The 17,600-nt window shown below is 62.7% G+C and carries 12 protein-coding genes; 5 read left to right on the plus strand and 7 right to left on the minus strand.

The window, feature by feature from the left end; all coding sequences use genetic code 11:
* Positions 1-20 precede the first annotated feature (20 nt).
* Positions 21-2,993: a TonB-dependent receptor gene (locus GYH35_RS09730; RefSeq protein ID WP_161815776.1), complete on the plus strand. Its 2,973-nt coding sequence runs from the start codon at positions 21-23 to the stop codon at positions 2,991-2,993.
* On the opposite strand, the gene GYH35_RS09735 is transcribed toward GYH35_RS09730, so the two are convergent.
* Positions 2,990-4,570: an MFS transporter gene (locus GYH35_RS09735; RefSeq protein WP_161828277.1), complete on the minus strand. Its 1,581-nt coding sequence runs from the start codon at positions 4,568-4,570 to the stop codon at positions 2,990-2,992. The two genes, GYH35_RS09730 and GYH35_RS09735, sit on opposite strands and share 4 nt — an antisense overlap.
* A gap of 122 nt (positions 4,571-4,692) precedes the next feature.
* Between GYH35_RS09735 and GYH35_RS09740 the strand changes: the two genes are divergently transcribed.
* Positions 4,693-5,163, plus strand: a complete 471-nt coding sequence (locus GYH35_RS09740; protein WP_161815996.1) for a VOC family protein — start codon at positions 4,693-4,695, stop codon at positions 5,161-5,163.
* 23 nt (positions 5,164-5,186) lie between these two features.
* Here the strand turns inward: GYH35_RS09740 and GYH35_RS09745 are convergent, their stop codons facing one another.
* The 3 genes from GYH35_RS09745 to GYH35_RS09755 are packed head-to-tail and all read right to left on the minus strand — an operon-like array spanning position 5,187 to position 10,940.
* Positions 5,187-7,154: a cytochrome c/FTR1 family iron permease gene (locus tag GYH35_RS09745; protein WP_202624201.1), complete on the minus strand. Its 1,968-nt coding sequence runs from the start codon at positions 7,152-7,154 to the stop codon at positions 5,187-5,189.
* A 52-nt stretch (positions 7,155-7,206) separates the two neighbouring features.
* Positions 7,207-10,305, minus strand: a complete 3,099-nt coding sequence (locus GYH35_RS09750; protein WP_161815779.1) for a sensor histidine kinase — start codon at positions 10,303-10,305, stop codon at positions 7,207-7,209.
* On the minus strand, positions 10,302-10,940 hold the full coding sequence (locus tag GYH35_RS09755) for a response regulator (protein ID WP_161815780.1): 639 nt from the start codon (positions 10,938-10,940) through the stop codon (positions 10,302-10,304). The genes GYH35_RS09750 and GYH35_RS09755 overlap by 4 nt, the downstream gene beginning before the upstream one ends.
* 146 nt (positions 10,941-11,086) lie before the next feature.
* On the opposite strand from GYH35_RS09755, the gene GYH35_RS09760 reads away from it, so the two are divergent.
* The 3 genes from GYH35_RS09760 to GYH35_RS09770 all read left to right on the plus strand — a co-directional run bounded on the left by GYH35_RS09760 (position 11,087) and on the right by GYH35_RS09770 (position 14,086).
* Positions 11,087-11,437 (plus strand): hypothetical protein, encoded by a 351-nt coding sequence (locus tag GYH35_RS09760; RefSeq protein ID WP_202624202.1) that lies wholly within the window; start codon positions 11,087-11,089, stop codon positions 11,435-11,437.
* 120 nt (positions 11,438-11,557) lie between these two features.
* On the plus strand, positions 11,558-11,974 hold the full coding sequence (locus tag GYH35_RS09765) for a winged helix-turn-helix domain-containing protein (RefSeq protein ID WP_202624203.1): 417 nt from the start codon (positions 11,558-11,560) through the stop codon (positions 11,972-11,974).
* A 30-nt stretch (positions 11,975-12,004) separates the two neighbouring features.
* On the plus strand, positions 12,005-14,086 hold the full coding sequence (locus GYH35_RS09770) for a TonB-dependent siderophore receptor (protein WP_161815782.1): 2,082 nt from the start codon (positions 12,005-12,007) through the stop codon (positions 14,084-14,086).
* Between the two features lie 70 nt (positions 14,087-14,156).
* Here GYH35_RS09770 and GYH35_RS09775 read toward each other — a convergent pair whose 3' ends face one another.
* The 3 genes from GYH35_RS09775 to GYH35_RS09785 all read right to left on the minus strand — a co-directional run.
* Entirely contained in the window at positions 14,157-14,684 is a 528-nt protein-coding gene (locus tag GYH35_RS09775) for a tetratricopeptide repeat protein (protein ID WP_161815783.1), read from the minus strand.
* A gap of 114 nt (positions 14,685-14,798) precedes the next feature.
* Entirely contained in the window at positions 14,799-16,427 is a 1,629-nt protein-coding gene (locus tag GYH35_RS09780) for a cellulase family glycosylhydrolase (protein ID WP_161815784.1), read from the minus strand.
* A gap of 37 nt (positions 16,428-16,464) precedes the next feature.
* Positions 16,465-17,600: rhamnogalacturonan lyase family protein (locus tag GYH35_RS09785; RefSeq protein WP_161828278.1), on the minus strand; the 1,136-nt coding region annotated here is incomplete at its 5' end.

Here is a 17,600-nt window from a genome sequence, read left to right on the forward strand (position 1 = left end):
TGATTGGGGGACCTATGTCGATGTCGAATCGTCGATCCGTCGTTTCTGCCGCTGTGACCGCGGCCTTGTTGAGTACCGCCTATGTCATCCCCCTTGCAGCCTCGGCTGCGGAGACTGGCCAGCAAGACACCCAGCTCGAAGAGATCGTAGTCACTGGCTTCCGCGGCTCGCTGAACACAGCGCTGGCAGAAAAGCGTGCGGAGACAGCGGCGATCGATGTCATCGCTGCCGAAGACATCGGCAAATTCCCGGACAGCAACCTCGCCGAATCCATGCAGCGCATCCCCGGCGTGACGCTGTCCCGTGGCGATGGCGGCGAAGGCCGCAATATCTCGGTCCGTGGTCTCGGCCCCTTGTTCACTCGAGTGCGGATCAATGGCATGGAGGCCGCTGCGCAGACCGGCTCCAGCGATATTTATGGCGCCGGCAACAATGGCCGCAGCTTCGACTTCAACGTCTTCCCCACCGAAATCTTCTCCCAGCTCGCGGTGCGTAAGACCCCTTCGGCGAATGTCGAAGAAGGCTCGCTCGGCGCGACCGTCGATCTGAAAGCGCCCCACCCGTTCGATTTCGAGCAGGACCGGGTGTTCACGCTGACGGGACGCGGTGTGTTCAACACGATCAGCGAGGATCTCGATCCCCGCGCCTCGATGCTGTTCTCGCAAAAATTCTTCGACAATACGTTCGGTGTGCTGGCCTCGGCGGCCTTCCAGAAACGTAACATTCGCGAAGTCGGTTATTCGGCCGTGGACATTCTTTCGGCCAATACCAATGCCAACAACCTCGGCACGAACGCGAACCCGATCCTGCTGCCCTACTGCACGCCGATCGGCTGGACCGCGACTGCGCCGAGCCCGGTGCTTGGTGAACGGGGATCGACGGCGACGAACTGCAGCGCCCGCACTGCTCGCGCCAGCGAGCTTGATGCCTTCAACACCGTCTACAACCTGCGTCGCGCGAGTGCACCGAACACGCCGGGCAGCGGCGCCTTCCTGCCGCGTCTGCCGCGCTACGTGAACTCGGAACAGGACACCGAGCGCACCGGCGGCACGCTGTCGCTGCAGTGGAAGCCGAATGAAAATACAGACATCGCCCTCGATGGCCTGTTGTCGCGCTATCAGGTCGAGCGTCGCGACAACTACATCCTCGGGCTGTCGTTCGGCCGCAATCTCACCAACAGCGGCCAGCCGATGGTGGCGGTCCGCGATATTTCTTTCGATCAGCACGGCTCGGTGGAATATGCCGTGTTCGACGGCGTCGACGTGCGCTCCGAAGGTCTGGTGGACCAGTTCGTTTCCACCTTCGAGCAGGCCAACCTGACGTTCGAGCACCGCTTCAACGATAAATTCAAGATCACCGGTCTGGCCGGCCGGTCCAACTCGATCTGGGACGGTCCGATGCGTCTGCAAACGTTCCTGGACGCCATCGATGTCCCGAACTTCACGCTCGACTTCCGCGGCGGCCGCGAAACGCCCCTGATCGGCTTCGGCATGGACGTGAACAATCCGGAGCTGTTCCAATACGCCCCGACCCCGGACGGCAACCGGACCGTGCTGGGCGGCTTTTCCACCCAAGGCAAGCCGTCGCGCAACGTGACCCAGATCGCGAACTTCGATCTCGCCGGCGAGTGGCAGGCCACCGACCAGATCGCACTGACCCTGGGCGGCCAGTATCGCGAGAACGATTTCCACGCCCGCAACTCGAACCTCGTGCCTTCGCAGGTTCCGGTGACCGCCCTGCCAAACGGCGTGAGCGTCGCCGACATTTCAACCCAAATCACCGACCTGGACGATCTGTTCGGCTCGGGAGCCCCGGCGAGCTGGGTGGCCGTCGATTCGAAGAAGTGGCGCGACGTATTCAACTTCGCCGACATGGATTTCTGCGGTGTCGAGTGCGGCGCCAATGAGTCGGGAATCCTCGAGAAAGTCACCAGCGGCTTCTTCCAGTTCTCGTTCGACAGCGGCAGCGACTGGCGCTTCCCGGTGCGTGGCGACATCGGTGTGCGCTACGTGAAGACGGATCAAACGGCCGTCGGTCACATTCCCGTCAATGCACCTGCCGGCGCGCCATTCCCCACCGTCGGTCAGCGCAATCAGGTGGATCGCGAGTACAGCGACACGCTGCCCTCTCTGAACGTGGTGGTCGATCTGACGCCCGATCTGCTGGCTCGCTTCTCGGCGGCGAAAGTCATGTCGCGACCCGAGCTCGGCAATCTGACGCCGACCGCGACGATTACCGCCACGACGCGCACCGGCACGGTGAACAATCCGTTCCTCGATCCGATTCGCGCCAAGACCGCGGATCTGGGCCTCGAGTGGTACTTCCGCCCGGGCTCGCTGCTGTCGGTCGCGTACTTCTACAAGGACATCGAGACTTACATCCAGCGCATCACCAGCCCTGTCGTCTACACCGAGCTCGGCCTGCCTGACGCGCTGCTTGCGGGCACTCCGGCATCGCCCACCGACGTGTTCAACGTGAGCCGGCTGGAGAACACCGATGGCGGTCCGCTCAAGGGCTTCGAGCTCAACGCGCAACTGCAGCTCGACATGCTGCCAGGCATCTGGAGCCACTTCGGCGTGCTTGCCAACTACACGCGCGTCGAATCGGAGATCGAGTACATCCTGACCAGCAGCGGCGGTGTCGTGACTTCCTCGACCACGGCCGACCTGGTCGGCTTGTCCAAGAACTCCGCGAGCGGCACGCTGTTCTACGATGACGGCGTCTTCAGCATTCGCACCACCGGCACCTACCGCGACAAGTACATTCGCGGTATTCCGGCTTCCGCCGGCAGCGACCTGCAGGGCAACGGCGAGACGTTCTATCTCGACGCCGCAGCCTCGTGGAACTTCAACGACTATCTGACGCTGATCCTGGAGGCGCAGAACCTCACCGAAGAGCGCAACACGTTGTTCATCGACAGCGTCCGCGAGGATACGTTGTTCCAGACCGACATCGGCCGCACCTATACGCTGGGCGCGACGATCAAGTTCTAAGAGCGACGCTTCGGCTCGATAGTCAGCCACCCGCACACCGCGCTCGCGAAAGCGAGCGCGGCTGCGACCAGCGACACGAGCCGAAAGCTGTAGACGAACGACTCCTTGAAAGCTAGTTGAAGCTCATCTCGTTGCGCTTCCTCCATGGAGCGCGGCGGCTGAGCTTCAGCGAGCTTTGGGATCTCGGCACGTACCAGCGCGCGCGTTTCGTTCGACAGCGACATTCGATCCACACGCTCATCGACCGCCTTGCCGAATGCGGCCACGGCAACCATGCCCAATACAGCAACCGCGAGCATGCCCGCGATGCGCGCAGTTGCATTGTTGATGCCCGACGCCACGCCGGCGTGACGATCGTCGACGGCTCGCATGACACTCGTCGTGAGCGGCGCCACGCTCACCGCCATGCCGAAGCCGACCACGACCATCGGCGGAAAGAACGTCGTCCAATACGACCCGCCGATCCCTGGCACCGCGAGCAGCGCAAATCCGATCCCCACGATCGCGGGTCCCACCGTTAACAGCGTGCGCGCGCCATACCGATCGATCAGCCCGCCCGACCAGCGCGACAGCACGCCCATGATCAGACTGAACGGCAGGAACGCCGCACCCGCCAGTGCCGCCGAATAGCCCTGAATTCGAATCAGGTTGAACGGGATGAAAAACATCGCGCCGCCGAGCGCGAAATACAACAGCAGCGTGATTGCATTCGCACCGCTGAAATTTCTCGACCGGAACAGCTCGAGCGGCATCATTGGATGGCTTGCCCGCGCCTCCCGCCACAGGAACGAGCTCAGCATGACAATGGCCAGCGCGAGCGAGCCCAGCACGATCGCGCCCCTCCAGCCCTGCTCGGATGCCAGCGTCAAGCCATACGCAAGCGCTCCGAGCCCCACGACGGCCAGTGCCCCGCCCGCCCAATCGACAGACACGTCGCTCGCCTCATCCCGACTCTCGGGCATGCGCCAGATCGTGAGCGCAACGGCGACCACCGCAATCGGAACATTGATCAGAAAGATGATTCGCCACGACCAGGTGTCGACGAGCCAGCCGCCGAGCACCGGACCCAAGGCGGTCGTGAGCGCGGAAGCGCCAGCCCACGTGCCGATGGCGCGCCCTCGCTCCTGCTCTGGAAACATCGCACTGATGATCGCAAGACTGCCCGGAACCAGCATTGCGCCGCCGACGCCTTGAACGGCTCTTGCTGCAATGAGCGCGCCGGCATTGGGCGCCCAGGCACATGCAACAGAAGCAGCCGCGAAGACCGTGACACCGATGATGAACACCCGCCTTCGACCGAATCGATCGCCCGCGGCGCCGCCGACCAGAAGCAACGCGCCAAGCATCAGCATGTATGCATTGACGATCCACTGAGCTTCACGCACCGCCGCGGCGAGATCCGCTTGAATGGCAGGCAATGCAACATTGACGACCGAGGTGTCGATGAACGCCATGCTGGAGCCGACGATCGTCGCGGCCAGCACCCACGGCTTCGCCTGCTCCGGACAAGGGGAATCGCCCGCGCGCGTGCCTCGAATTACACTCTCGTCGCAGGCAATGAAGGCCGAGCTGTTCATGATGCGAGCATAGTCGGTGTTTTACCGAAGCGGCCTGTACGAACCGATCGAGATTTGACCCACGCACGCCATTCGGGTGTCATGCGCCTGCCTTACCCTGAGGTTTCTCACTGGAGCAAACGATCATGGTCAAAGCCATCCCGGAAGGTTATCACTCGATCACTCCGTACCTCATCATCAAGGGAGCGAGCGACGCCATCGAGTTCTACAAACGAGCATTCGGCGCGACCGAAGTCATGCGTATGCCGAAGCCCGATGGGAAAATCGGCCACGCCGAGCTTGCCATCGGCGACTCGAAGCTCATGCTGGCCGACGAATACCCGGAAATGGGTTATCGCAGCCCGCTGTCCATCGGCGGTGCGGGCATCAGCATCATGTTATATATCGACAAGGTCGATGAGGTTTTCAAACGCGCCCTCGCCGCAGGCGCGAAAGAATTGCAGCCCGTCAAAGATCAGTTCTACGGCGATCGCTCCGGCACACTGCAGGATCCCTTCGGCCATATATGGACCGTGGGCATGCACGTCGAAGATGTGCCGCCCGAAGAGATGGGCCGACGCGCCGAGGAGTTCATGAAGCAGTCGGGCAAGTAACGACGCTGACAGACGCCTTCGAGTTATCGGCTAACGCGCGCCTGCTTGGCAGCGCGCGCGTTGTAGACGAAGCCAGCAATGGCGGCGAGCGCGACGAGCCCCTGTAACAACAGGGTCTGAACGGAAGGAAACACGCCCACCAGCTCGATCCGTGGCAAGGGCAATGTTTGTACCGACAAGATTCCCGCTTCCTGCAACGCTTCGGCTCCCTTGCCCGCGAGCACCACCGCGAGGACTGCGATGAGAATGGAGCTGACGGAGAAGAACTTGCCGATCGGCAGGCGGGCGCTGAACTTCAGCAATGCGGCTGAGATCAGCGCTAGCACAGCCGCGCCCGCTACGAGGCCGCCCAGGAGCGCCGCTCCATTGCCTTCGCTGCTCAGCGCCGCGTAGAACAGGATGGTCTCGAACACTTCTCGATACACCATCAGGAACGCAAGGCCTGCGAGCAGCCACGCCGACCGGCCTTGCAAGATTCCAGACAGATTGTTCTGCAAGTAGCGCTGCCAGTGCCCCGCGACGCTCTTCTGGTGCATCCACAAGCCCACGGTCAGAAGCACGAACGCAGCGAACAGCGATGCATATCCTTCGGTCAGCTCGCGACTGGCGCCGCTGATGTCGATGAGATATCTCGCGACCAGCCAGGTGACGCCACCCGCCGCGAGCGCCGAGATCCAGCCGCCATGAACATAGGCCATCAACTCCTGGCGTCCGGACTTGCGAAGGAACGCAACGATGGCCACGACCAGCAGTAGTGCTTCCAATCCTTCGCGCACCAGGATCGTGAAGCTCGCGATGAAGGTCGTCGCCGCGCCGGTGTTGCTTCGATCCAGAGTTTGAGTTGCCGAGCTCAGCACCTCCTCGACAACCGCGAGGTGCTCCTTTATCTCGGCCGGCGTCGCGCGCCGATCCAGACGCGCTCGATACTCCGACATCACCTCTTCCACGCGCGTCATGAGCTTGGCATCTCGTGCCGCCAGTCGCGGTTCGATGGGCTCGATGCCATCGAGGTACGCAGACAATGCCAGTCGCGACGCCTCCTGTGTGTTGCCCGATTGGTAAGCCGCGAAGCTCTGATGCAAACGAGACCGCGCGAGCGCCACACCAGTCTCGCCGCCAAGCGCCGCTGGAGTGGCGCGCAGATAAGAAAGCACGGCCTGTGCGCGATTCGGATCCCACTCGCCCGCAAGCCCGTTCTCCGTTTGGCGGACCAATGTTTCCAGATCGGGAATACGTTGACGCAGCGTTGGGTCTTGTCGCCAGAGTTTGGCGCCCTCTTCACGCGCGGTTGCCGGGTAAGCAAGCGTGCCGACATAGAAGCTCAGCGCCCAGCGATCTTCCGCTGACAGCGACGAGAAGCCCGGCATCGCCGTGCCCGCGACGCCTTGGCTGATCGCTTCATACAACGAATAAAGGCTGCGCGAGCGCGCTCGCTCCGCATCGGTAAATGCGATCGGTGGTGGATCGAGCTGAGCGGCAGCGGGCCCATCGCCATGGCCTGCAACGCCATGACATGCCACACACTGCTCTCGATACAACGCCGCTCCCCGAGCGATCTCGGGCACAGCTTTCGGCGCAATCGGCACCGGATAGATCGCCAGCAGTTGATCGCCGAGCCCATGTGCAATCTGCGCAACCTTGGTTGCGTCCGCCTGCTGAGATACGGCGGTCTCCAGCAATTGGCCCTGTTGAACCAACAGCTCCTGGCCAGCGCGCGACGGCAACGAATCCACGCGCTCCCGGATGGTCGCCGTGAACTCCACCATCTCCTTATATTCGCCCTCATTGGCGACCTGCCCGTCGCTCACGGCGCCGGCGTAATCCACCGCGACATAATCGATGAGCTGCCAGAGCTGGCGGACCTGCAGATCGACGTTGTCATCCTCAGCCGACATGGCCGCGTTCGTCCCGAACAGCACGAGCCAGGCCATCGAAGCCACGAACCGCGCCAGCCACTTGCCGCGGATCGATGAGAATGAGAACCGATTCATCAGGGGAAGCGTAACGAGGCCTGCCCAGCGAATCAAATTAAGACGGCGATAATCAGCGGGACAAAATGTCCAGGGGGCGGCGCGAGCGAAACGGCAGCCACGACCATCTCGGCTTCTGGTCGCGATAGGCAACCGCCGCCGGCACACGCAACGCGATCTCGGTGCCCGCGCCACCGCGACTCCAGATCTCCAGATGGCCTCGAATGCGCGTCGCGCGCTCTCGCATTCCCATCAACCCCCAGTGTCGATCGCGGCCGCCGGCACGCAACACTTCAGGATCGATGCCGCGACCGTCATCGCGAATGCCGATTCGCAACCCCGATCGCTCATAAGCCAGATTGACCTCGATGGCGCGAGGTTGGGCGTGCCGCTGCGCGTTGGCCAGCGCCTCCCGCGCGATCAATATTCCTTCTTCACGCACGATAGGATGCAACGCTCGTGGCTCACCATCGACAGTGACCGCAAACCGGATGCCACTGTCTTGCAGGAGCTCATTACCCACCCGCGCAATCTCCTGCGGAAGATCCACAGGAGTGCTGCCCGAATCGCGCAGGTCGTTCACCCGATCCCGCCCTTCAGCGATCACGTCGTCGGCCAGCTCGAGTGCACGCTCCATCATGTCGCGCGCCGGCTCTTGCGCTGGAATACGCGAGGCCACTCCTTGAAAACGCAGTACGAGCGCCTGAATACCCTGCAGCAACGTGTCGTGCAGTTCGCGTGCGATACGCTCGCGCTCTTTCATCCGATCTTCCAAACGAGCACGCAGTCGTTCACCGGCGCGGCGCACCTGCCATCGATAGACAAGCGCGAGCACCACCACCGCGAAGAGTGCACACAGCGCACGGAACCACGCAGCTTGATAAAACGCCGGCGGAATTACAAACGATAAGGTCGCCGGAGCGCTGTACTCACCGGTGCGCTTGTTTCCGGCCATGACCATGAATCGATACTTACGGGGCGGCAGGTTGGTGTACAGCACCTCGTTGCTGTCAGTGTCCTTCCAGCGCTGATCCTGCCCCTCCAGCTGATATCGGAAATTCAATGTGCTGGTCGATGTCAGGCTCACCGCGTTGAAGCGGAATCGAATATCGCCCGGATTGGCAGGCAGCACATTGACATCGCCTGGCATTCTCCTGAACAGTCGATCTCCGACGGTGTCGCCCCCAATCTGTTCGGTAACCAGCAGGATCCCGTCGATCGATGGCGGCAGCAACCGCGAACGATCCTCGCGAATGCGGCGAGGATCCACCCATGCGACTCCCTCACTCGCCGCCATCCACACTCGACCGTCGTCGGCTTCGACGAGTGATGACATCGGGCGCGTCTGTCGAGGAGACGGCGCGGGACCATCTGCCGTACCGTAAGTTATGCAATCGAGCATGTTCTGCGCGTCCTTCGACTCCAGCGCATCGCTCAATTGTGGGACGCGTGACAGCGCCCTATTGCGAAATATCCAGAGCTCGTTGGCTGCGGTTTCGACGATGCCGGCCAGCGCCACGAAAGTCTGGCAATTCATTGCCCACATGGTGCGGAAAGTAGTAGCGGGCGGTTCGTCAGCAGCACTTGCCGTGAGATCGAGCAATGCGAGCCCGAGCTCACCGCCGACCCACAGTCGCCCGCCTCGGCTATGCAGTGCGGTCACAGTGCCGACACTCAGCCCATTGCGCGCCGTAAACATCCGAGCAGTTGCACCGTAGATGCGCACCAGACGATTGTGCGTATAGCCGAACCAGACGCCGCCGCTGTCTTCGAGCGTGGAGACCAACGGAGCTTCATCGGGCAGCAACTGTGCGAAACCTGCATCGGCTGCGGCGGTCCATTGGCCGCCGGACCATCGAAACAGGCCTTTGTCTTCGATCGAGATCCACAGCGTGCCGGCTGTATCTCGCACCATGGTCTGCACCACGCCGCCTCGCAGCCGCTCCGGCAGCGGTATCAGCTCAAGCGTTTGCTCATCCACCGTCGCGGCGGGTCGCAAACGTGCAACGACGTCGGGCCCACCGAACCAGATGTCACCGCCACGATCGGGAGCCGCCGCGGTGAAAAGCGGCGCCGTTTCGCGCCGTTCGAGCTTCGGCCCCTCGAAGGTGTGCAACGAGCCATCCGCATACGCCGCCCAGACCCGGTTGAACCGGCCCGCGACGATGACATTGGGCGAGCGCACCGGCGGCACGACGGCTCTGACGACATTGGCATGCCTGAATCGCTCGATGCCACTGTCGGCCCCGACCCAGATATTGCCCGAGCGGTCCTCGAAAACGGTTCTGGCGCTGCCTGCGCTCAATGTTCCTTCGGGAGACAACTCCTCGATCGGCTGGCCGCGCCCCGAGACAAGGCGACGAAGCCGATCGCCTCCGATCCATAGACTGCCATCGCGATCGAACAACAGAGCGCCTGCCCCCTTTCCGGCAAGTTGCCATTGCGGCGGCTCAGCGGACTTGCCCGGCGCGATTCGTAACAAACCCCGAGCGGGATCGCCGAGCCAGATCGCACCGTCGGGGGCTTGCGCGAAATGCCGCGTCATCTCTTGCGAAAAGCGCTCCGACATCACTCGGGTCAAACGCAGTCTGTCCGGCGATAGAGAAAATATGCCGTCGGGCGCGGCGAGCCACAGAGTTCCGTCGCGAGCAACGAATGCGCCCATCACCGGCCTGTCGCCGAGACCCACCTCCGAGCCCAGCCGTTGCCACCGTGAACCGTCGAAATAAAACAGCCCGGCGCGCGAGGCGAGCCAGATCACCCCGCTCGGATCCTGCACGATGGCGTGAACCGGGCCGGCGGCCAGGCCATCGCGCTCATCGAAAACCCTTAGCTCGGCTGACATGATGCGTGCCGCCGCCCCGCTCTTCAGGCCGACCCAGAGGCTGCCGTCGGACGCATTTAGAAGCGTCGTGAAGTTGTACGAAGGAAAGTCCGAGTGCTCGTTGACGTAGTGGAAGAACCTGAAGCCATCGAACCAATACAGGCCGGCGGTACTCGCAATCCACAACAGCCCATCGGCCGTCTGAGTCATGGCCGTGACCTCGGTCGGTGCGAGATCGACCAAGGTCCAGCTACGATGAACCAGCTGTCCCAGCTCGATATCGGGATCGAGCGCCCAGGCACGCGGAGCGGCGATCCACAGGATCGCTATGAGCAGCAGCAATCTCACATTTCGATCATGCCGCGCTTGAGCGCGATCATTACCGCATGCGTGCGATCGTTCGCGCCGAGCTTGCTCATGATGTTCTTCATGTGCGTCTTGACGGTGTCTTCGGAGATCGACAGTTGCGAGGCGACGCGCCGATTCGAATTGCCTCTCGCGATCCTTTGCAGCACATCGAGCTCACGCGGCGACAACGCGTCGTCGGTGAAGTGTGAAGCCAGCGCTTCGGCAACCTCGGCCGGGATGCGCCGCCGCCCGGCGTGAACGGCGCGTATCGCATCCGGCAGGTCCTTGCGAATCATGCTTTTCAGCAAGTAGCCGCTCGCCCCCGCTTTGAGCGCCCGCACGGCGTGTCCGTCGCCCCCATAGGTCGTCAGCATGAGGACGCGGGCATCGGGCCATTCCGCCCGGATCGCCTCGGTGGCGGACACGCCATCCATGCCCTCCATTTGCAGGTCCATCAGCGTCACATCGGGATGGTGCGTGCGGAAGGCGTCGATCGCTTCCTGGCCGCTGCCCGCTTCGGCGATCAGCTGCAGGTCCGGCGCGCCGTCCAGAACAGCGGCGATGCCGCCACGCAGGAGCGGATGATCGTCGACGACGAGCACCCGAATGAGTTGTTCCGATTTATCGAGGTCCATCGTTCCAGCCCCGCAACACCGGCCGATGTTACATCGACGCGGCGCGGTCTGATCACACGAAAGTGGTAGCGCACGATACCCGAGGATTGGCTACGCGGCGATACCCAACTAGGGCACCCTTCCGAACCGTGCAGCGACTCTTTTCAATGTTCCCCCGTGGATGGCCAGGGCTGGCGCTGATCCTGCTCAGGGCGTCGGTCGCGACTGCCTTGCTGATGGATGCTTGCGGCCAGCGGCAATCGCTCTCTACCTGGATCCAGGGCATGGCGATCGTGGTCGCGCTGACGTTGCTCGCCGGATGGGCGACGCCTTTGAGCGCGCTGCTGGCGCTGGCGATCCACGGGCTGATCTGGTTCGTCGCCGGTCTCGACCGGCCTGCGTTCGTCGCCGTCGTTACCATCGATGCACTGGCGCTGGCGCTGCTGGGCCCGGGCGCGTACTCCATCGACTCGTATCGGTACGGCCATCGCATCGTGGTGCTACCGCCGCCATCGTGACGCGCAAGCGCCGCTCGCCCCATCGGGTGAGCGCAGTTCCCCGGTAAGTGGCGTGCCATCGACGCTCAGCCGTAGCAGGCTCATCTCCGATGAATGTTAACAGTCAATGGGAGTGGGCACATGTACGACAGACACTTGGTTCCTTTGCAGCGGGCCGCGGCAATGCTGCCTGAAATCGCCATATTCGGCCCATTCCGCTTGACCCCTGCGGCGCGCTTCATAGAACGCGACGGCGCGCCGGTTGCACTTGGCGACAGAGCGCTCGACCTGCTGATCGTCCTGGTCGAGCGCGCCGGCGAAGTCGTCAGTCATGCCGAGCTGATGCGGCGAGTCTGGCGCGGCCTGGTGGTCACGCCTGGCAACCTGCGCGTTCACATGACCCTGCTGCGCAAGGCGCTCGGCGATGGCGTGGATGGCGCACGCTACATCGAGAACGTCGTCGCTCAGGGCTATTGTTTCGTGGCGTCGGTGACACACCACCAAACGCTTGCACCGCATGCCGGCCGCGAACGACACTATCGATCCGAGCATCAATAGCAGAAAGCGCAAGTAGTGGGGAGAGAGTGGATGCGCGTCGACGCAGCTTCGTTGTGGCTCGTTACGTTCTGCTGGTGTTCGACACTGTACGCTGCCGACGACACTCTCGATGAGGTGATCGTCGAAGCGCCGCGTTACATTTCGAAAGCCAGCGCCGCCTCGAAGGTTCCCCTCGAACGCCGTCAGATTCCGGGCTCTCTCTCGATCGTCACCGAGCAGCGTATCGCGGATCAGAACCTGACCACCGTGGCCGAGGCTCTGGCTCAGGTGACCGGCGTCACGGTGATTCCGAACGATGGCTCGCAGAGCCAGTACAAGTCGCGCGGCCACCAGCTCGCCTTCATGAGCGACGGCGTGCCGAGCTATCGGGCGCTCGGCGGCAATCAGCAACTCGATCTCTCGGTCTACGAACGAATCGAAGTGCTGCGCGGGCCCACGGGTCTGTTACAAGGCTCCGGCGAGCCCGCCGGCTCGGTCAATCTCGTCAGCAAACGCGGTCTCGATCGCTTCGGGCTCACGACGACAGTCGGCGTCGGCCGCTGGGACAAGGAGCGCGCCACCGTCGATGTGACCGGCCCCCTGAATACGGCAGGCTCCCTTCGCGCGCGAGCCGTTGGCGTGTACGAGGACCGCGGCGATTACATCGCCCCGGCGCATTACAAACGTACGTTGGGTTACGGTCGAATGGACTGGGACGTCACGAGCTCGACGACAGTCTCCACCAACCTCGTCGGCCAATACGATCGCAGCACCGCGGTCAATACCGGCCTGCCTGCGTTTTTAGGCGGCGCCCAGTTGAACGTGCCGCGCTCCACGAGCATCGCGCAACCCTGGAATCGCCTGAACCACGACACCGAAGACCTCAGCGCAGCGGTCGAGCAACGCATCGGCAGGCGCTGGAAGCTGGTGGCGCGCTGGTGGCAGCGGGATCAAACCACCTACTTCAAGGATTCACTTGCGCTCGATGGCGTGAGCGAAACGGACAACACCGTGCCCATGGGCCGCCGCGAGTACGATTACAACGATGAACGCACGGCCGTCGACCTGTTCGTTTCCGGAGAAGTCTCCTTGTTCGGGCGAGCCCATTCGGTGCTCATCGGTTACAACGAGGACCGGTTCGAGGAACGATACGCAGGCGTGGCGCGCACGTGGTCCGATGGCGGCATCATCGTGCCCTTCGATGCGGTAGGCCTGCTGCCGCCATTGAATCTGCCCTATGAGGAGGGCGGAGCCTCGGAACAGCGGCAAAGCGGGTTTTATCTGCAGACGCGCCTGAGCTTGAGCGACACGCTGACGTTGGTGGCCGGCGGCAGAATCAGCGATTTCGATTCCCGTTCTCGAGACCTCGCGCCCGCGACGCCCACTGCCTGGCGCCAGGGTGTCGAAGACGATGACCGCGTCACGCCGACGGCCGGCATCCTCTACGACGCGACTCGCTGGCTTACGCTCTACGCCAGCTATGCAGACACATTTCTGCCCCAGTCGACTTTACTGCGCGCGAACGGCGACCCCCTGGATCCACGCATCGGCAAGCAATACGAAGTCGGCGCCAAGACCGCAGGGTTCGACGGCGCCCTGCAGGCTTCGATCGGCATTTACGATCTGCGCGATACCGGCCGCTCGCTGGCGGATCCCGCCAATCCGGGTTTCTTCCTCAACGCGGGCGAGGTCGAATCCAAAGGCTGGGAGATGGAAATCGTCGGCAGCCCGGCGCCAGGCTACGACATCCAACTGAGCTACTCGCGGCTCGATTCGCAGTTCGTCGTCGCGCGCGCGGATCAGGTGGGAGTCAGATTCTCGGCGCTCGAGCCCAAACACGCCTGGAAACTCTGGGCGGTTCGCCACTTCAATCCCGAAGCCGCCTCCGGCTTCGCATTGGGAGCGGGCCTGAGCTATCAAAGCGGCATCGAATTCGAGCCCCCTCGGACCCAGGGCGGCTATACGCTCGCCAGCGCGATGGCCGAGTACCGCTTCGATCGTCACATCGCCGCGACTTTCAACGCCGACAATCTCCTGGACAAGACGTACTACGCTCGTCTGGGCGGCACGAATTCATACAACACTTTCGGCACGCCCCGAAACTTCTCGCTGCGGTTGAATGTGACGTTCTGACCGATCGGCGTGGTAGCGGGTCCATGCTCATGAAGCACGCATGGACCCCGCCTGGCGTATCGAAGCTGGGTTACTTCGGCGAGACACCCATGTACGCCTCGCCCGCGCGGACGTAATGCCAAATGTCTTCCGAGTTACGCGTGAACGCTTTCGCCAGCAGTTCCTCGCCTTTCTCGCGTTGACCGATGCGGATGTACCACGCCCCCACTTCGGCCTGGCCGCTGTCATCCTTGGGCTCTGCGGCCAACGCCTTCAGGAACAGCGGTTCGGCCTTGGCGTTTTCGCCCGCCTCGACATAAACACGCGCGATTCGGAACCAGTCGCCCGACTCGGCGCCGTTGTTCATCACCTTGTCGAACAGCGCCTGGCCAGTGGCCTTGTCGCCGGACAGATAGTACGCACGCCCGATCTGGATCAACTCCCAGCTGCCGCCTTCGGCCAGACGTTCGGCTTCTTTCAGCGCGGCGACGCCGGCTTCCTTCGCAGCCTTGCCGCTCAGGAGGGTCATGCCAGGACCTTTGGTTTTTGCGGCATAGCCAATGCCGACGCCGGCAGTCAGACACGCCGCGGCCATCACCACCACTGCGACCTTCTTCATTGTTTCTTCCTCGGGCACCTTTCGAATGGAGCGCGAAGAGTACTGCAACGGGCGGGTTCGCGACCAGCCGGACTCGACGAGTCGATGCGACACTTGCGGCGCACATCACATCCGTCAGAACGTACCGCTCAGCGTAAACGGCTGTCCGCCGGCCGTTCCCGTAACGGCATAAGTATCTCCACTGGTCGGATGCACCGTCCCATTGCCGCTCATTTGCACGGCGAACGTGCGATTGGTTCCAGGCGACAGCGTCTGGCCGGAATTCAGCGAGAACACATAGGTAATCGCGCTGGCCGTGCTGCTGTTACTTTGGGAGATGATGCCGCCGATCGTGTTGTACTGACCCGACGCGCTCACGCCCGTCGTTCGCTGCACCGTGATCGTGATCGACAGCGCGGTGATGGTCGCCGTGTTCGACAGCCTCAGCTGCTCTTCGCTGAACCACCCGCTGCTGCTCGTCACTACGCCCGTGGCGGTCACCGATCCTGTGGGCGAACTCTGCCCCGCTTGCGTTACCGCGATGGGCCGCGAGATCCCGCCACCGCTGACCGTGACCGTTCCGGTGCGAGCGGCCGTTCCAGTGTTCGCGGCCGCAATCACGGTAAAGCTTCCGTTGTTGGTGCCTGAAGCGACCGCGACGCTGAGCCAGGGCTGGTTGTCCGTAACAGTCCAGCTGACGTTGGACGTAACAGCCACCGGCGACGAGGACACGCCGGCAGCAAACGAAAGCGACGCGGGTGAGACGTTGAGAGTGTTGCCCGCCCCCTGGAAGACGCTCGCTATCACCGAAGTAGCCCGGATGCCGTTGGCGCCATTCACGATCCGCTCGCCCCACGGCGAGAACGTCGTACTGAAGTTCTGCACCATGTCGAGCACGACGCCACCGCTGCCGTTGCCCGACCAGGACCAGCCGATATAACCGTTGCCCCGTTGCTGAGCCTGCGAGAAGACCGTCTCCACATCAACCGGCTGACCGTTGTTCTGCGGACCGAACTCGCCGATCACCAGCGGCAGCGCCATATCGTCGAACGCCTGCATGTAAGCGATGATCGGCGCCGACGTTTGATACACCTCGTACATGTGCACACTGAACAGCAGGTTGCGCCTTGAGTCGGCATTCCACAACTGCATGGCGTTGGTGCGCATCGTGTTGGACCAGTCCTGGCCCCAGTTCGCAGCGTCGATCATGATGGTGTGCGTGAGACCCGCGGCGCGCAGTGCCTGGATGGCTGCGGTCGTGTCGGGAACGTAGTTCGCATTGGTCGTGTTGCCGAACGGCTCGTTCGCGATGTTGATGATCACGAAGTTTTCCTGGCCGTCGATCGCAGCCCGGATATCCGAGCTGGTCCAATACGCAACCGCGTTGGAGATCGGCACCGCCGTGGTCTGTTCGCTCCAGCCGGTGGAATCGTGGACCTCGAGCACCGCGATCATGCGATTGTCCTTGGCCCATTGGATGACCTGGCTCACTTGAGCGCCGGGCACGCGCGCCCACTGCCCACCGGTCGACAGCACGATACGCACCGTGTTCGCGCCCGTGGCCGCCATCGCCGCGAAGTCCTGTTGAGTCGGCCGCGATTGGTACCACGTGTACGGGTAGTTGATCCCGCGCATGATGAACGGCACGCCGTTGTTGTCCACGAGCTGACCGCTTTGAATGGAAAAGCCGGCGAAACTGAGGCCGGGCGCGAGCAGCAGCGAAAGGAACAGCAGTCGCGCGAAATGCTGAAGTACAGCTTGCATAACCCCTCCTTGGGTCTGTTGATCATGACTCGGAGCGCTATTGGACGGTCACCTGGTCGATGTTGCCGAGGTCCTGCCCGGTCGACTCGAAGCGCAGCACGTTGCTACCGTTGTTGAGCGAGACGGAAACATTCAGTGTCGACCACGCTGTCCATGCGCCAGTCGGATTGAACGTGATGTTCTGAGCCACGCCGTTCACCAACAGCCGGCCAGTGCGGCTCGACGTAACGCCCAGCGCGTAGCGGATGCTCAGCGCCTTGCTCCCGCCGCCCCGTCCATCCACGCCTTGAATCTCGAGATAGCCGCCGTTGGCTGAGGAATTCACATAGGCGCTGCCCATGTAACCTGCGTTGGTCGTTTCAGTGACTGTACCGCCGCCAATCAGGCCGTTCTCGGCCTGATACGTGTCCTGCGTACCCGGATTCTCACCGCCGCCGACGATCGTGATATTCGGCGTGGGCGGCGGCGACATGTTGGCGCCGACGAAGAAGCTCGGATGTGGCGGCTGGTTGTAAGCCACGTTCTGCCATGCCAGAGCCACTCGATACTGCGGATCGTGCAGGAAGGTATAGAAACGATTCGTTGCCACGTTGGTCGTGGTGTAGATGCGCAAGAAAGCGTTGTCGGTCGTGCGCCAAATCACTTCTTCGCGCCAATCCCCGAGCACATCGCCGCTCAGTGCCGGCGTGGACTTGGTCCCGTTGTTCGAGGTGACACCGGAGCCCGTGAGCAAGCGCGTGTCGCTCGACGTGCCGTACTTATCGATGTGATTGCTATCGAGCAGCTCACGGAGCGTGTCCGTGTCCCACCACACGAGGAAATTTGCCGAGCCTGGCGTGCGCCCGATCGATGCGCCGGACGCGTTGAAGAGATTCGTCATCCCCGGGCCAGAACCCCAGTACTCTGCGCCGGCATTTCCCGAGTAGATATCCGCCGCCACGCCTCGACCCGGCCCCTCACTGCCCGATGTGTTGTTGATCGCGAATATTCGAGCGCCGGTGCGCGCATCGCGCAGGTCCGCACCGGGCACCGAGCTGGACTCATGAATGTCCCAGATCTCCAGCCCGGAGCGCGAAGGAACGAAGTCGCCGACATGCAGTGCATCGCCGTGACCCAGGCCGCTGACGTACAGCCCCTGACCGTTGTCATCGATGGTCGCGGCCCCGAAGATGA

The sequence above is a fragment of the Steroidobacter agaridevorans genome (assembly GCF_009932555.1).
In the GTDB taxonomy this organism is placed as follows: Bacteria; Pseudomonadota; Gammaproteobacteria; order Steroidobacterales; family Steroidobacteraceae; genus Steroidobacter; species Steroidobacter agaridevorans.

Coding starts and splice junctions, on each gene's coding strand:
- GYH35_RS09745 (WP_202624201.1), bottom strand. CDS start 7,154: ATGAATCGGTTCTCATTCTCATCGATCCGCGGCAAGTGGCTGGCGCGG.
- GYH35_RS09760 (WP_202624202.1), top strand. CDS start 11,087: ATGTTCCCCCGTGGATGGCCAGGGCTGGCGCTGATCCTGCTCAGGGCG.
- GYH35_RS09775 (WP_161815783.1), bottom strand. CDS start 14,684: ATGAAGAAGGTCGCAGTGGTGGTGATGGCCGCGGCGTGTCTGACTGCC.
- GYH35_RS09765 (WP_202624203.1), top strand. CDS start 11,558: ATGTACGACAGACACTTGGTTCCTTTGCAGCGGGCCGCGGCAATGCTG.
- GYH35_RS09730 (WP_161815776.1), top strand. CDS start 21: ATGTCGAATCGTCGATCCGTCGTTTCTGCCGCTGTGACCGCGGCCTTG.
- GYH35_RS09735 (WP_161828277.1), bottom strand. CDS start 4,570: ATGAACAGCTCGGCCTTCATTGCCTGCGACGAGAGTGTAATTCGAGGC.
- GYH35_RS09770 (WP_161815782.1), top strand. CDS start 12,005: ATGCGCGTCGACGCAGCTTCGTTGTGGCTCGTTACGTTCTGCTGGTGT.
- GYH35_RS09780 (WP_161815784.1), bottom strand. CDS start 16,427: ATGCAAGCTGTACTTCAGCATTTCGCGCGACTGCTGTTCCTTTCGCTG.
- GYH35_RS09755 (WP_161815780.1), bottom strand. CDS start 10,940: ATGGACCTCGATAAATCGGAACAACTCATTCGGGTGCTCGTCGTCGAC.